This is a genomic window from Klebsiella sp. K-3 (assembly GCF_051207495.1).
In the GTDB taxonomy this organism is placed as follows: Bacteria; Pseudomonadota; Gammaproteobacteria; order Enterobacterales; family Enterobacteriaceae; genus Klebsiella; species Klebsiella aerogenes.
In genome coordinates this window covers 63,686-79,607 of the sequence record NZ_JBPNXF010000014.1, presented here as the reverse complement: position 1 = coordinate 79,607, position 15,922 = coordinate 63,686, and the positions used below count along the sequence as shown (strand labels likewise).

Annotated in this window: 15 protein-coding genes; all 15 read left to right on the top strand. The window is 52.4% G+C overall.

Annotated features, from left to right (window positions below; genetic code table 11):
- Window positions 1–79 precede the first annotated feature (79 nt).
- The 15 genes from mioC (at window position 80) to ACSEMK_RS21175 (ending at window position 15,870) form a co-directional block, all read left to right on the top strand.
- Window positions 80–520 carry an FMN-binding protein MioC gene (gene mioC, locus ACSEMK_RS21245; RefSeq protein WP_430915432.1) on the top strand — a complete coding sequence of 147 codons (441 nt, stop codon included), beginning with the start codon at window positions 80–82 and terminating at the stop codon, window positions 518–520.
- Window positions 521–903: 383 nt separating this feature from the next.
- Complete coding sequence (gene mnmG, locus ACSEMK_RS21240; RefSeq protein ID WP_015369000.1) at window positions 904–2,793, top strand: tRNA uridine-5-carboxymethylaminomethyl(34) synthesis enzyme MnmG; 1,890 nt, start codon at window positions 904–906, stop codon at window positions 2,791–2,793.
- Between the two features lie 112 nt (window positions 2,794–2,905).
- On the top strand, window positions 2,906–3,529 hold the full coding sequence (gene rsmG / locus ACSEMK_RS21235; RefSeq protein ID WP_087858861.1) for a 16S rRNA (guanine(527)-N(7))-methyltransferase RsmG: 624 nt from the start codon (window positions 2,906–2,908) through the stop codon (window positions 3,527–3,529).
- 616 nt (window positions 3,530–4,145) lie between these two features.
- Window positions 4,146–4,526 (top strand): F0F1 ATP synthase subunit I, encoded by a 381-nt coding sequence (gene atpI / locus ACSEMK_RS21230; RefSeq protein WP_015703918.1) that lies wholly within the window; start codon window positions 4,146–4,148, stop codon window positions 4,524–4,526.
- An 8-nt stretch (window positions 4,527–4,534) separates the two neighbouring features.
- Window positions 4,535–5,350: a F0F1 ATP synthase subunit A gene (gene atpB / locus ACSEMK_RS21225; RefSeq protein ID WP_015369004.1), complete on the top strand. Its 816-nt coding sequence runs from the start codon at window positions 4,535–4,537 to the stop codon at window positions 5,348–5,350.
- Between the two features lie 48 nt (window positions 5,351–5,398).
- Window positions 5,399–5,638 (top strand): F0F1 ATP synthase subunit C, encoded by a 240-nt coding sequence (gene atpE / locus ACSEMK_RS21220; RefSeq protein ID WP_000429386.1) that lies wholly within the window; start codon window positions 5,399–5,401, stop codon window positions 5,636–5,638.
- 54 nt (window positions 5,639–5,692) lie between these two features.
- Window positions 5,693–6,163, top strand: coding sequence for a F0F1 ATP synthase subunit B (gene atpF, locus ACSEMK_RS21215; protein WP_004107293.1), 471 nt, complete (start codon window positions 5,693–5,695; stop codon window positions 6,161–6,163).
- Window positions 6,164–6,177: 14 nt separating this feature from the next.
- A complete protein-coding gene (atpH, locus tag ACSEMK_RS21210) occupies window positions 6,178–6,711 on the top strand; it encodes a F0F1 ATP synthase subunit delta (protein WP_015369005.1) in 534 nt (177 codons plus the stop codon).
- Window positions 6,712–6,723: 12 nt separating this feature from the next.
- Complete coding sequence (gene atpA, locus ACSEMK_RS21205; protein ID WP_015369006.1) at window positions 6,724–8,265, top strand: F0F1 ATP synthase subunit alpha; 1,542 nt, start codon at window positions 6,724–6,726, stop codon at window positions 8,263–8,265.
- A 50-nt stretch (window positions 8,266–8,315) separates the two neighbouring features.
- Window positions 8,316–9,179, top strand: coding sequence for a F0F1 ATP synthase subunit gamma (gene atpG, locus ACSEMK_RS21200; RefSeq protein WP_015369007.1), 864 nt, complete (start codon window positions 8,316–8,318; stop codon window positions 9,177–9,179).
- Window positions 9,180–9,205: 26 nt separating this feature from the next.
- Window positions 9,206–10,588 carry a F0F1 ATP synthase subunit beta gene (gene atpD / locus ACSEMK_RS21195; protein ID WP_015369008.1) on the top strand — a complete coding sequence of 461 codons (1,383 nt, stop codon included), beginning with the start codon at window positions 9,206–9,208 and terminating at the stop codon, window positions 10,586–10,588.
- Window positions 10,589–10,608: 20 nt separating this feature from the next.
- Window positions 10,609–11,028, top strand: coding sequence for a F0F1 ATP synthase subunit epsilon (locus tag ACSEMK_RS21190; RefSeq protein ID WP_015703917.1), 420 nt, complete (start codon window positions 10,609–10,611; stop codon window positions 11,026–11,028).
- A 709-nt stretch (window positions 11,029–11,737) separates the two neighbouring features.
- On the top strand, window positions 11,738–13,108 hold the full coding sequence (gene glmU, locus ACSEMK_RS21185) for a bifunctional UDP-N-acetylglucosamine diphosphorylase/glucosamine-1-phosphate N-acetyltransferase GlmU (RefSeq protein WP_213317666.1): 1,371 nt from the start codon (window positions 11,738–11,740) through the stop codon (window positions 13,106–13,108).
- Window positions 13,109–13,293: 185 nt separating this feature from the next.
- Complete coding sequence (gene glmS, locus ACSEMK_RS21180) at window positions 13,294–15,123, top strand: glutamine--fructose-6-phosphate transaminase (isomerizing) (RefSeq protein WP_430915431.1); 1,830 nt, start codon at window positions 13,294–13,296, stop codon at window positions 15,121–15,123.
- 168 nt (window positions 15,124–15,291) lie between these two features.
- The gene (locus ACSEMK_RS21175) at window positions 15,292–15,870 is read left to right on the top strand and encodes a hypothetical protein (protein WP_430915430.1); all 579 of its coding nucleotides are present in this window, start codon (window positions 15,292–15,294) and stop codon (window positions 15,868–15,870) included.
- Window positions 15,871–15,922 lie beyond the last annotated feature (52 nt).

Below are 15,922 nucleotides of genomic sequence, written 5' to 3'. Positions count from 1 at the left end.
ATTTTTCCACAGGTAGATCCCAGCTCGCTCACAGCGTACAATACGCCACTCAGAATAGTTGAGCGAGCGATCGGCGATCATGGCAGACATTACACTTATCAGCGGCAGCACCCTGGGCAGTGCGGAATATGTAGCAGAACATCTGGCGGAAAAGCTGGAAGAAGCGGGCTACAGCACTGATATCCAGCACGGTCCGCTGATTGACGATCTGCAGGCTGAAGGGATCTGGTTAGTTATCTCTTCTACCCATGGCGCCGGCGATATTCCGGACAACCTGGTCCCCTTTTATGAAGCGTTGCTGGAGAAGCAGGCCGATCTTTCCGCCGTTCGCTTTGGCGCGGTGGGTATCGGTAGCCGCGAATATGACACTTTTTGCGGCGCAATCGACAAACTCGAAGCGGCATTAAAGGCCAACGGGGCAAAACAGATCGGTGAAACGCTGAAAATTAATGTCCTCGAACACGAGATTCCTGAAGATCCGGCCGAGGTTTGGGTGGGATCCTGGAAAGATTTACTCTGAGTTTTGTAAAGATCCACACTTTCTTCTGTGGATAAACCTGCTCAAAAGCTTGGATCAACCGGTAGTTATCCAAAGAATAACCGAAGTATGCTTTTTGAGCTGTGCATAACCCTTCATTCTGATCCCAGCTTATACGGAACAGGATCACCGATCATTCACAGATTGTGATCCTTCTTAAGCGTTTGATCTTAAATCGTGGATCCGACTTATCCACAAAGAGAGTCGATCCTAATAAGAGATCACAATAGAACAGATCTCTAAATAAAAGATCTTCTTTTTAATACTCAGGATCCCGGAGTCTTTCTCGAAAGAGCAAAGTTGAGTAGAATCCACGGCCCGGGCTTCAATCCATTTTCAAACCGCGTTATGCGAGGCAGATCACCATGTTTTATCAGGATCCTTTTGACGTCATCATCATTGGCGGGGGTCATGCAGGCACTGAGGCCGCGATGGCAGCAGCGCGAATGGGCCAACAAACCCTGCTTTTGACACACAATATCGACACGCTGGGGCAGATGAGCTGCAACCCGGCGATTGGCGGCATTGGGAAGGGACACCTGGTAAAAGAAGTGGATGCGCTCGGTGGTCTGATGGCGAAAGCGATCGATCAGGCAGGCATTCAGTTTAGGATACTAAACGGCAGCAAAGGCCCAGCAGTCCGTGCGACACGCGCCCAGGCCGACCGGGTGTTGTATCGCCAGGCTGTACGCACCGCGCTGGAGAACCAGCCGAACCTGATGATCTTCCAACAGGCGGTGGAAGATCTGATAGTCGAAAACGATCGCGTCGTCGGTGCGGTAACCCAAATGGGTCTCAAGTTCCGTGCTAAGTCGGTGGTATTGACCGTCGGCACCTTCCTGGACGGTAAAATTCACATTGGCCTGGACAACTACAGCGGCGGTCGTGCCGGCGATCCGCCGTCGATCCCGCTGTCTCGCCGTCTGCGTGAACTGCCGCTGCGCGTAAGCCGCCTGAAAACCGGTACTCCCCCGCGTATCGACGCGCGCACCATCGATTTTAGCGTGCTGGCGCAACAGCACGGCGATAACCCGATGCCGGTCTTCTCGTTTATGGGATCCGCGGATCAACACCCGCGTCAGGTGCCGTGCTATATCACGCACACCAATGAGAAAACCCATGACGTGATCCGTAGTAACCTCGATCGCAGCCCAATGTACGCTGGGGTGATTGAAGGTATCGGCCCGCGTTACTGCCCGTCGATCGAAGACAAAGTCATGCGCTTTGCCGATCGCAACCAGCATCAGATCTTCCTTGAACCGGAAGGGCTGACTTCAAACGAAATTTATCCAAACGGTATCTCCACCAGCCTGCCGTTTGATGTGCAAATGCAAATCGTCCGCTCAATGCAGGGGATGGAAAACGCGAAGATCGTTCGTCCTGGCTACGCCATTGAGTACGATTTCTTTGACCCGCGCGACCTGAAGCCGACGCTGGAGAGCAAATACATTCAGGGTCTGTTCTTCGCCGGCCAGATCAACGGTACTACCGGGTATGAAGAAGCCGCCGCGCAGGGTCTGCTTGCCGGTCTTAATGCCGCCCGCTTCTCAGCGGAAAAAGAAGGCTGGGCGCCGCGTCGCGATCAGGCCTACCTTGGCGTGCTGGTGGACGATCTGTGCACTCTTGGTACTAAAGAACCGTACCGCATGTTTACCTCCCGTGCGGAATATCGCCTGATGCTGCGTGAAGACAACGCCGATCTGCGCCTGACTGAACAGGGGCGTGAGCTGGGGCTGGTGGACGATGAGCGCTGGGCGCGTTTCAACGAGAAACTGGAAAGCATTGAGCGTGAACGCCAACGCCTGAAAACCAGCTGGGTTAACCCGCTGGCGGAAAGCGCAGCCGAAGTGAACGCTCACCTGACCGCGCCGCTATCGCGTGAAGCCAGCGGCGAAGATCTGCTGCGTCGTCCAGAAATGACCTACGAACAGCTGGTACAGCTTTCTCCGTTCGCACCGGGCCTGCAGGATCAGCAGGCGGCCGAGCAGGTTGAGATTCAGGTTAAGTACGAAGGCTATATCGCTCGTCAGCAGGACGAGATCGAAAAACAGCAGCGCAACGAGAATACTTTGCTGCCGGCAACGCTCGATTACCGTCAGGTATCCGGCCTGTCCAACGAGGTTATTGCCAAGCTGAACGACCATAAACCGTCATCGATCGGCCAGGCATCGCGTATTTCCGGAATTACTCCGGCGGCAATCTCTATTTTGCTGGTGTGGCTGAAAAAGCAGGGGATGCTGCGCCGCAGCGCCTGATAGCCGTCAGAGCGCGCAAATTTGGCGGATGCAAAATCAGCGATCGCCTTTATAATTCACAGCCCGGTAGCGTTAGCGCCTCCGGGCTCATTATTTTTAGAAGGTACTCACCGTGCTCAACAAACTTTCTCGTCTGCTGGACGAAGCGGGTATTTCGCTCACCGATCACCAGAAAAATCAGCTGGTGGCTTATGTCGGGCTGCTGGATAAGTGGAACAAAGCCTATAACCTGACCTCTGTTCGCGATCCTAACGAGATGCTGGTTCGCCATATCCTCGATAGCATTATCGTTGCGCCGTATCTACAGGGCTCACGTTTTATCGATGTGGGAACAGGTCCTGGCCTGCCGGGGATTCCGCTGGCTATCGTGCGCCCGGAATCTCATTTCACATTACTGGATAGTCTCGGCAAGCGTGTGCGCTTCCTGCGCCAGGTCCAGCATGAGCTAAAACTCGATAACATCGCGCCTGTGCAGAGCCGTGTGGAAGCGTTTCCCGCAGAGCCGCCGTTTGATGGCGTCATTAGCCGCGCTTTTGCCTCGCTGAACGACATGGTGAGCTGGTGCCACCACCTGCCGGCGGCTGATGGGCATTTCTACGCGTTGAAAGGGCAGGCGCAGGAAAGTGAAATGGCAGACCTGCCAGAAGGTTATCAGGTTTGCGACGTGATTAAACTCCATGTACCCCAGCTGGAAGGGGAGAGACATTTGGTGGTCATTAAGCCAAACGCCTTATAATTTTTATCAAAAAATGTGGAAAAAATGTGGCCTGCGCATGTTACAAAAATCAAAGTTACCTGCGGGTATTATCTGGCCACTTTTAACCTTGTTTTTACTATGGCTTTTCTAGCGTTTAACTTTAGCGTGGTGGTTTACTGGCAGAATAGTCAACTTTGAAAATATCAGGGTGCTAAAAATCGATGAACTGTCAGTTCATATTGATGTTAAATTTTTATTATAAATGTCAATAAAAGGTTTTTATTGTATGTGGGGTTGTTTTACAAAAAGACCTCACTTTTTATCTTGAATATCAAAAAGATGAAAACTTACTGATTCTGTACAGATTTAATTCGATTGCACCGAAAATGTTTATTATGTGATCTAATGCACGCTTTAATGGCCGCGTTTTCTCATTATTTGCACTTCTGGTTGATCCCTCACTGATTGACGAAATGCATGAAAAATTGCCGCTCAGAAAATAATTAAACATTTATTCACTATTTTGCTACTTAATGTTTGAAATCACGTGTTGTCACCGTATAATTTGTCCGCTTTTTGACGCTTGACTCTTGGTCTTAAAGAACGTTTTATACGACACGCGGCATACCTCGAAGGGAGCAGGAGTAAAAACGTGATGTCTATGTCGCTCGTGAGTCGAAACGTTGCTCGAAAGCTTCTGTTTATTCAGTTACTGGCAGTAATAGCAAGTGGACTGCTGTTCAGCCTCAAAGACCCCTTCTGGGGCATCTCCGCCATATGCGGAGGTTTGGCAGTCGTTTTGCCAAACGCGTTGTTTATGATTTTTGCCTGGCGCCATCAGGCGCATACACCAGCACAAGGCCGAGTGGCCTGGACCTTCGCCTTCGGTGAAGCATTCAAGGTGTTGCTGACCTTCGCCCTACTGGCGATGGCGCTGGCGGTTTTTGAAGTGGTATTTTTGCCGCTGATAGTGACGTGGGTTTTGGTGCTGGTGGTACAAATTCTGGCTCCAGCTGTAATTAACAACAAAGGGTAAAAGGCATCATGGCTTCAGAAAATATGACGCCGCAGGATTACATAGGACACCATCTGAACAACCTTCAGTTGGACCTACGTACATTCTCGCTGGTGGATCCGCACAACCCCCCAGCCACCTTCTGGACGCTCAATATTGACTCCATGTTTTTCTCGGTGGTTCTCGGTCTGCTGTTCCTTGCCATGTTCCGTAGCGTTGCTAAGAGAGCGACCAGCGGCGTACCAGGGAAATTCCAAACCTTCATCGAAATGATCATCGGCTTCGTCCATGGCAGCGTCAAAGACATGTACCATGGCAAGAGCAAGGTCATCGCGCCGCTGGCGCTTACCGTGTTCGTCTGGGTATTCCTGATGAACCTGATGGACCTGCTGCCAATCGACCTGATTCCTTATATCGGCGAACACATTTTCGGCCTGCCTGCACTGCGCGTGGTTCCGTCTGCTGACGTGAACATCACCCTGTCGATGGCGCTTGGCGTGTTCATCCTGATTATTTTCTACAGCATCAAAATGAAAGGCGTTGGTGGGTTCGTTAAAGAACTGACCATGCAGCCGTTCAATCACTGGGCGTTCATTCCTGTCAACTTAATCCTTGAAGGGGTAAGCCTGCTGTCCAAACCGGTTTCTCTCGGTCTGCGACTGTTCGGCAACATGTATGCCGGTGAGCTGATTTTCATTCTGATTGCTGGTCTGTTGCCGTGGTGGTCACAGTGGATTCTGAATGTGCCTTGGGCCATTTTCCACATCCTGATTATTACGCTGCAAGCCTTCATCTTCATGGTTCTGACGATTGTCTATCTGTCGATGGCATCCGAAGAGCATTGATTTTTACCAACACTACTACGTTTTAACTGAAACAAACTGGAGACTGTCATGGAAAACCTGAATATGGATCTGCTGTACATGGCTGCCGCTGTGATGATGGGTCTGGCGGCAATCGGTGCTGCGATCGGTATCGGCATCCTCGGGGGTAAATTCCTGGAAGGCGCAGCGCGTCAACCGGATCTGATTCCTCTGCTGCGTACTCAGTTCTTTATCGTTATGGGTCTGGTGGATGCTATCCCGATGATCGCTGTAGGTCTGGGTCTGTACGTGATGTTTGCTGTCGCGTAGTAAGTTGTTCGAAAGAAACCTAAGCCACAGAGTTAATTTAAGAGGTATTGTGCTGTGAACATGAACGCAACAATCCTCGGCCAGGCCATCGCGTTTGTTATCTTCGTATGGTTCTGCATGAAGTACGTATGGCCGCCGTTAATGGCTGCCATCGAAAAGCGCCAGAAAGAAATTTCTGACGGTTTAGCTTCTGCAGAACGCGCTAAGAAAGATTTGGACCTTGCACAGGCCAACGCGACCGACCAGCTGAAAAAAGCGAAAGCGGAAGCCCAGGTAATCATCGAGCAAGCGAACAAGCGTCGCTCTCAGATTCTGGACGAAGCTAAAGCTGAAGCAGAACAGGAACGCACCAAAATCGTCGCACAGGCGCAGGCTGAAATCGATGCCGAACGTAAACGTGCTCGCGAAGAACTGCGTAAGCAGGTTGCTATCCTGGCTGTTGCTGGCGCCGAGAAGATCATCGAACGTTCCGTGGATGAAGCTGCTAACAGCGACATCGTGGATAAACTTGTCGCTGAACTGTAAGGAGGGAGGGGCTGATGTCTGAATTTGTAACGGTAGCTCGCCCCTACGCCAAAGCAGCTTTTGACTTTGCCGTCGAACACAAAAGTGTTGAGCGCTGGCAGGATATGCTGGCGTTTGCCGCTGAAGTGACTAAAAACGAACAAATGGCAGAGCTTCTCTCCGGTGCCCTGGCGCCGGAAACGCTCTCAGATGCGTTTATCGCTATCTGCGGCGAGCAACTCGACGAAAATGGTCAGAACCTGATTCGGGTGATGGCTGAAAATGGTCGTTTGAAGGTGCTCCCGGATGTTCTTGAGCAGTTCATTCACCTGCGTGCGGCCAGCGAGGCCATCGCAGAGGTAGATGTTATTTCTGCCAACCAACTGAGTGAAGAACAGCTTGCGAAGATCTCCGGCGCGATGGAAAAGCGTCTGTCACGCAAAGTTAAGCTGAATTGCAAAATCGATAAGTCTGTTATGGCAGGAGTTATCATCCGTTCGGGTGATATGGTCATTGATGGTAGCGTACGCGGCCGTCTTGATCGCCTGGCAGACGTCTTGCAGTCTTAAGGGGACTGGAGCATGCAACTGAATTCCACCGAAATCAGCGAACTGATCAAGCAGCGCATTGCTCAGTTCAATGTTGTGAGTGAAGCTCACAACGAAGGTACTATTGTTTCTGTAAGTGACGGTGTTATCCGCATCCACGGCCTGGCCGATTGTATGCAGGGTGAAATGATCTCCCTGCCGGGTAACCGTTACGCTATCGCACTGAACCTGGAGCGCGACTCCGTTGGTGCGGTTGTGATGGGTCCGTATGCTGACCTCGCCGAAGGCATGAAGGTTAAGTGTACTGGCCGTATTCTGGAAGTTCCGGTCGGTCGTGGTCTGTTAGGCCGCGTGGTGAACACCCTGGGTGCGCCAATTGACGGTAAAGGTCCTGTTGAGCACGATGGTTTCTCGCCAATCGAAGTTATCGCTCCGGGCGTTATCGATCGTCAATCCGTAGACCAGCCGGTACAGACCGGTTACAAATCTGTTGATGCCATGATTCCAATCGGCCGTGGCCAGCGTGAGCTGATCATCGGTGACCGTCAGACCGGTAAAACCGCGATGGCAATCGATGCGATCATCAACCAGCGTGATTCCGGCATCAAATGCGTATACGTAGCTATCGGCCAGAAAGCGTCCACCATCTCTAACGTGGTGCGTAAACTGGAAGAGCACGGCGCGCTGTCCAACACTATCGTTGTTGTGGCTACCGCTTCTGAATCTGCTGCACTGCAATACCTGGCGCCGTATGCCGGTTGCGCAATGGGCGAATACTTCCGCGACCGCGGTGAAGATGCGCTGATCGTTTACGATGACCTGTCTAAACAGGCTGTTGCTTACCGTCAGGTTTCCCTGCTGCTCCGTCGTCCGCCAGGACGTGAAGCATTCCCGGGCGACGTGTTCTACCTCCACTCCCGTCTGCTGGAGCGCGCATCCCGCGTTAACGCGGAATACGTTGAGAAGTTCACCAATGGTGAAGTTAAAGGTAAAACCGGCTCCCTGACTGCGCTGCCGATTATCGAGACGCAAGCTGGTGACGTTTCCGCATTCGTTCCGACCAACGTAATTTCCATTACCGATGGTCAGATCTTCCTGGAAACCAACCTGTTCAACTCCGGTATTCGTCCGGCGGTTAACCCGGGTATCTCCGTATCCCGTGTTGGTGGTGCTGCTCAGACCAAGATCATCAAGAAACTGTCCGGTGGTATCCGTACCGCGCTGGCGCAGTATCGTGAACTGGCTGCGTTCTCTCAGTTCGCATCCGATCTGGACGAAGCGACTCGTAAGCAGCTGAGCCACGGTCAGAAAGTGACCGAACTGCTGAAACAGAAACAGTATGCACCTATGTCTGTAGCACAGCAGGGCCTGGTACTGTTCGCTGCTGAACGCGGTTACCTCGAAGATGTGGAACTGGCGAAAATCGGTAGTTTCGAAGCCGCTCTGCTGGCTTACGTTGACCGTGACCACGCTCCGCTGATGCAAGAGATTAACCAGACCGGTGGCTATAACGACGAGATCGAAGGCAAGCTGAAAGGCATCCTCGACTCCTTCAAAGCAACCCAGTCCTGGTAAAGTCTGGCGGCTTGCCTTAGGGCAGGCCGCAAGGCATTGAGGAGAAGCTCATGGCCGGCGCAAAAGAGATACGTAGTAAGATCGCAAGCGTCCAGAACACGCAAAAGATCACCAAAGCGATGGAGATGGTCGCCGCCTCCAAAATGCGTAAAACGCAGGATCGCATGGCGGCCAGCCGTCCATATGCAGATACTATGCGCAAAGTGATTGGTCACCTTGCGAACGGTAATCTGGAATATAAGCACCCGTACCTGGAAGAACGCGACGTTAAACGCGTGGGCTACCTGGTGGTGTCGACCGACCGTGGTCTGTGCGGTGGCTTGAACATTAACCTGTTCAAAAAACTGCTGGCGGATATGAAAGCATGGTCCGATAAAGGCGTTCAGTGCGACCTCGCAATGATCGGCTCTAAAGGCGTGTCTTTCTTTAACTCCGTGGGCGGCAATATTGTGGCCCAGGTGACCGGTATGGGTGATAACCCGTCCCTGTCCGAACTGATCGGCCCGGTAAAAGTGATGTTGCAGGCCTACGATGAAGGCCGTCTGGACAAGCTTTACGTTGTCAGCAACAAATTTATTAACACCATGTCTCAGGCTCCGACCATCACTCAGCTGCTGCCGTTACCGGCTTCAGAAGATGATGATCTGAAACGTAAGTCCTGGGATTACCTGTATGAGCCCGATCCGAAAGCGCTGCTGGATACCCTCCTGCGTCGTTATGTGGAATCTCAGGTTTATCAGGGCGTGGTAGAAAACCTGGCCAGCGAGCAGGCCGCCCGTATGGTGGCGATGAAAGCCGCGACCGATAATGGCGGCAGCCTGATTAAAGAGCTGCAGTTGGTATACAACAAAGCTCGTCAGGCCAGCATTACTCAGGAACTCACCGAGATCGTCTCGGGGGCCGCCGCGGTTTAACCAGGTTATTTCGTAGAGGATTTAAGATGGCTACTGGAAAGATTGTCCAGGTAATCGGCGCCGTGGTCGACGTCGAGTTCCCTCAGGATGCCGTACCACGCGTGTACGATGCCCTTGAGGTACAGAATGGTAATGAGAGCCTGGTGCTGGAAGTTCAGCAGCAGCTCGGCGGTGGCGTAGTTCGTGCTATCGCCATGGGTTCTTCCGACGGTCTGCGTCGTGGTCTGGAAGTTAAAGACCTCGAGCACCCGATCGAAGTCCCGGTAGGTAAAGCGACTCTGGGCCGTATCATGAACGTCCTGGGTCAGCCGATCGACATGAAAGGCGACATCGGCGAAGAAGAACGTTGGGCTATCCACCGCGCGGCGCCTTCCTATGAAGAGCTGTCCAGCTCTCAGGAACTGCTGGAAACCGGTATCAAAGTTATCGACCTGATGTGTCCGTTCGCTAAGGGCGGTAAAGTTGGTCTGTTCGGTGGTGCGGGTGTAGGTAAAACCGTAAACATGATGGAGCTGATCCGTAACATCGCGATCGAGCACTCCGGTTACTCCGTGTTTGCGGGCGTCGGTGAGCGTACTCGTGAGGGTAACGACTTCTACCACGAAATGACCGACTCCAACGTTCTGGATAAAGTATCCCTGGTTTACGGCCAGATGAACGAGCCGCCGGGAAACCGTCTGCGCGTTGCGCTGACCGGCCTGACCATGGCTGAGAAATTCCGTGACGAAGGTCGTGACGTTCTGCTGTTCGTCGATAACATCTATCGTTACACCCTGGCCGGTACCGAAGTATCTGCACTGCTGGGCCGTATGCCTTCAGCGGTAGGTTATCAGCCGACTCTGGCGGAAGAGATGGGCGTTCTGCAGGAACGTATCACCTCCACCAAAACCGGCTCTATCACCTCCGTTCAGGCGGTATACGTTCCTGCGGATGACTTGACTGACCCGTCCCCAGCAACCACCTTTGCGCACCTTGACGCAACCGTGGTACTGAGCCGTCAGATCGCGTCTCTGGGTATCTACCCGGCCGTTGACCCGCTGGATTCCACCAGCCGTCAGCTGGATCCGCTGGTTGTTGGTCAGGAACACTACGACACCGCGCGTGGCGTACAGTCCCTGCTGCAGCGTTATCAGGAACTGAAAGACATCATCGCCATCCTGGGTATGGATGAACTGTCTGAAGAAGATAAACTGGTGGTAGCTCGCGCTCGTAAGATCCAGCGCTTCCTGTCCCAGCCGTTCTTCGTAGCAGAAGTATTTACCGGTTCCCCGGGCAAATACGTTTCGCTGAAAGACACCATCCGTGGCTTTAAAGGCATCATGGAAGGCGAATACGATCACCTGCCGGAGCAGGCGTTCTACATGGTCGGTTCCATCGAAGAAGCCGTGGAAAAAGCCAAAAAACTTTAACGCCTTAATCGGAGGGTGATATGGCAATGACTTACCACCTGGATGTCGTCAGCGCAGAGAAACAAATGTTCTCTGGCCTGGTCGAGAAAATCCAGGTAACGGGTAGCGAAGGTGAACTGGGTATTTTCCCGGGTCACGCCCCGCTGCTCACCGCCATTAAGCCTGGTATGATTCGCATCGTTAAACAATTCGGTCACGAAGAGTTTATCTATCTGTCCGGCGGCATTCTTGAAGTGCAACCGGGCAACGTGATCGTTCTGGCCGATACGGCAATTCGTGGTCAGGACCTCGACGAAGCGCGAGCCCTGGAAGCGAAACGTAAAGCGGAAGAGCACATCAAGAGCTCTCACGGCGACGTGGATTACGCTCAGGCGTCCGCGGAACTGGCCAAAGCGATCGCTAAACTGCGCGTTATCGAATTGACCAAAAAAGCGATGTAACACCGGCTTGAAAGCTAAAAGCCAGTCTGGCAACAGACTGGCTTTTTTTATGGTTTACGTCAGCGGTAATATTGTGCAAATTTCACACTGGCGACTCGTAATTGTTATTGATTAGTTAAATGATGAGGCGTAGACTCTTTTTTGTGATGTTAGTCACAAAAAATACGTTATCAAATAGTACCTGCAATCTGGAAATCATCATGAAACTGTTTCATAAAATCATCGCCAAATTTAGCGCCCTGAGCTTCTAATCGCTGCGCTATCGCCCAGCTTTCACGTACTATCGCTCATCAAAACGACAACATATGCGATGTGAAACCGCTGAAAAAAGGTCACCTGAAGGTGGCCTTTTTGCTTTTTATTCATCTCATTAATTACTTTCCAGCCCAAACTCATTGACCTTTCCCGCCTGGGACAGGCTAAAATTCTGTCAGGTTAGAAACTTACGATTTATCAGCGACAACGGTAAAACACTGCTTTATTCAGGTGACAAAAAAACAGCAAAAGCAGTGAGATAGAAGACTATCTCCCTCACTATCATCGTTTTTCAGCGTTAAACTGATTTGCGATGGTGAAAAATAGCGCCCTAAAATGGTGTATAGCATTGAGCCTGGACGTTTTCTCCGCGTCTCGTTTCATGATGAAAAATATGTAGCAATTTCAACGTGAAAGGCTTTTACTTTTCGTTCTAACAGCTGTCAGGATGCGTATGTCAAACAGTGCGATGAGCGTGGTTATCCTTGCCGCAGGCAAAGGGACCCGCATGTATTCCGATCTTCCTAAGGTGCTGCATACTCTGGCCGGGAAGCCAATGGTTCAGCACGTCATTGATGCGGCTAAAGATTTAGGCGCTGCTGCGGTACACCTGGTGTACGGCCACGGCGGCGATCTGCTGCGTCAAACGTTGCATGAAGATAACCTCAACTGGGTGCTGCAAGCAGAGCAGCTCGGTACCGGCCATGCAATGCAGCAGGCGGCGCCGTTCTTCAATGATAATGAAGATATCTTGATGCTCTATGGCGATGTGCCGCTGATTTCGGTTGAAACGCTACAGCGCCTGCGCGCCGCAAAACCGCAGGGCGGTATCGGCCTGTTAACGGTGAAGCTGGATGATCCAACCGGTTATGGGCGCATCACGCGAGAAAATGGCCAGGTGACAGGTATCGTTGAGCATAAAGACGCCAGCGAAGCGCAGCGCCAGATTCAGGAGATCAATACCGGGATTCTGGTCGCTAACGGCGCGGACCTGAAACGCTGGTTGGCGAAGCTCACTAACAATAACGCCCAGGGCGAATACTACATCACCGATATTATCGCGATGGCCCATCAGGAAGGTCATGAGATCGTTGCGGTGCATCCTCAGCGTCTGAGCGAAGTTGAAGGGGTGAACAACCGCCTGCAACTCGCGCGTCTGGAACGAGTATATCAGTCAGAGCAGGCGGAAAAGCTGCTGCTGGCGGGCGTGATGCTGCGCGACCCGGCGCGTTTCGATCTGCGCGGCGTGCTGAAACACGGGCGCGATGTCGAAATTGATACTAACGTTATTCTGCAAGGTCATGTCGTGCTGGGCGATCGCGTGAAGATCGGCGCCGGCTGCGTCATCAAAGACAGCGTCATCGGTGATGACTGCGAAATCAGCCCGTATAGCGTGGTTGAAGATGCGCAGTTGCAGGCCGCCTGCACCATCGGCCCGTTTGCGCGTCTGCGTCCGGGGGCTGAGCTGCTGGAAGGCGCTCACGTCGGCAACTTTGTCGAAATGAAGAAAGCGCGTCTGGGCAAAGGTTCGAAGGCAGGTCATCTCTCCTACCTCGGCGATGCTGAAATTGGCGACAACGTTAATATCGGCGCGGGTACTATCACCTGTAACTATGATGGCGCAAATAAGCATAAAACGATCATCGGCGATGATGTGTTTGTCGGTTCTGATACGCAACTGGTCGCGCCGGTCAGCGTTGGTAATGGCGTGACGATTGCCGCGGGCACCACCGTCACGCGTAATATTGCTGACAACGAACTGGTGTTAAGTCGCGTGCCGCAGGTCCACAAACAGGGCTGGCAGCGTCCGGTGAAGAAAAAGTAGTTTTTAGATTGTCGCCGGGTGAGAGATCGCCCGGCGAACCAGGATGAGAGGATCAATATAGGTCCCCGTCCGCAGGCAGTACCATAAAAATAACCCCACTCTCTACAAGGCTCGGGGCGCCCGTAAAGGGCAAATACAGGTCAGCGACAACGCATGGCATATCGCCATTATCAGGAAATTTAACTATGTGTGGAATTGTTGGCGCAGTCGCGCAGCGTGATATTGCTGAAATCCTTCTCGAAGGTTTACGTCGTCTGGAATACCGTGGCTATGACTCTGCCGGTCTGGCTGTGGTCGATAACGAAGGTCATATGACCCGCGTTCGTCGTCTCGGTAAAGTTCAGATGCTGGCTCAGGCGGTAGAAGAGCAACCGTTACACGGCGGTACCGGGATTGCCCATACCCGCTGGGCGACGCACGGCGAGCCGTCTGAGAGCAATGCGCATCCGCATGTTTCTGAACACATTGCGGTGGTCCATAACGGGATCATCGAGAACCATGAGCCGCTGCGCGTCCTGCTGCAGTCCCGCGGCTATGTCTTCGTCTCTGAGACCGATACCGAAGTTATCGCGCATCTGGTGCACTGGGAGCTGGAACAGGGCGGCACTTTGCGTGAAGCCGTGCTGCGCGCAATCCCGCAGCTGCGCGGCGCCTATGGTACGGTGATCATGGATACCCGCGATCCGGGGACGCTGCTAGCGGCACGTTCAGGCAGCCCGCTGGTCATTGGCCTGGGCATGGGCGAAAACTTTATCGCTTCTGACCAACTGGCGCTGCTGCCGGTGACCCGCCGCTTTATCTTCCTCGAAGAGGGCGATATTGCCGAAGTTACCCGTCGTACGGTGGTGATTTTCGATAAATCCGGCGCGGAAGTGAATCGCCAGGAGATCGAATCTAATCTGCAGTATGACGCCGGTGATAAGGGGATTTATCGCCACTATATGCAGAAAGAGATTTACGAGCAGCCGAACGCGATTAAGAACACCCTGACCGGGCGCATCAGCCATGGCGAGGTCGATCTCAGCGAACTGGGGCCGAATGCCAACGCGCTGCTGTCGCAGGTTGAGCATATCCAGATTGTTGCCTGCGGAACCTCGTATAACTCCGGGATGGTCTCCCGTTACTGGTTCGAAGCGTTAGCCGGCGTGCCGTGCGATGTCGAGATTGCTTCGGAATTCCGCTACCGCAAATCCGCGGTGCGCCGCAACAGCCTGATGATCACCCTCTCCCAGTCAGGTGAGACGGCGGATACCCTGGCGGCGCTGCGCCTCTCTAAAGAGCTCGGCTATCTGGGTTCGTTGGCCATCTGCAACGTTCCGGGCTCTTCGCTGGTGCGCGAGTCCGATCTGGCGTTGATGACCAAAGCCGGTACCGAAATCGGCGTGGCATCGACCAAAGCCTTTACCACTCAGCTGACCGTGCTGTTGATGCTGGTGGCGAAACTGGCGCGTCTCAAAGGCCAGGACGCGGCTATCGAGCAGGATATCGTGCATGGCCTGCAGGCGCTGCCGAACCGTATCGAGCAGATGCTGTCGCAGGATAAGCGCATCGAACAGCTGGCGGAACGTTTCTCCGATAAGCATCACGCGCTGTTCCTTGGCCGCGGCGATCAGTACCCGATCGCGCTGGAAGGGGCGCTGAAGCTGAAAGAGATCTCCTACATTCATGCTGAAGCTTATGCGGCGGGCGAGCTGAAACACGGCCCGCTGGCGCTGATTGATGCCGAAATGCCGGTCATCGTTGTGGCGCCGAACAACGAATTGTTGGAAAAACTGAAATCCAATATTGAAGAAGTTCGCGCCCGCGGCGGTGAACTGTACGTCTTCGCCGATGGAGACGCCGGTTTCAGCGGTAGCGACAACATGCACATCATCGAGATGCCGCATGTCGAAGAGGTGATTGCGCCGATCTTCTTTACCGTGCCGCTGCAGCTACTGGCTTATCACGTTGCGCTGATCAAAGGCACCGACGTTGACCAGCCGCGTAACCTGGCGAAATCGGTGACCGTAGAGTAATCAGGCTGTACGGACCGACACTCTTGTGAGTGACGCTATAATCCGGTATTTCTGCAAAGGGATACCGGATTTTTTTATCAGCTATCAACGGTTGATTGTGTGTTTGCGGATAGCGTTACCGCCATTGCTTATAAAAACCAATGAAATTTACTCAGTGGCGCTTCTAAAATGAAAAACTTATGTGGTAATAATTTCTTAGCGCTTCTCAAGCATGGTGTGGAAATCGATCAACTTATCAAGCGAAGAAATAGAGATGAGATCGCGCAGCATACAACAACAGATATGATGAGTTTGTCTCATGGGCAACGCTTATCACCTTCTCCGCTAGTTCCTGCTTGTATTTATTTGATATTAATTGTTATTTTTTCAGTTAATGCGGCTTTTATATTGCAGAGTCTCCAACTTACTCCGCCCCGTTTTCTGGCTTTCTACTTTCCGCTGCTATTAGGGATTATTGTTATAACCAGCTTAGCTGCAGGGTTAGTAGGTCGAGGTCATGCTGTTGGATTACGTATTTTTATGTACCTGTATCTCGCCAATTTGTTTGTTTTTTGTCTAGTCCTGGCGCTTGCCGTCATCGCAGATGAAGCTATTGCTGCCAATAAGGTCATTCTTTTTATGTGTGAGATAGCCGTACTCTGGTTAGGCCGTAGATTGATGAATGGAACGGCTTTTACACTGTTTACGCTTTATCGCCGTACGATCAGGCTTGCTATGGTTGCCCAACATCTCAACGTTGCCAGATGATTTTTACGCTATCCATAATCATGTAATAAAAGCCAAATCTTTCTGTCATATG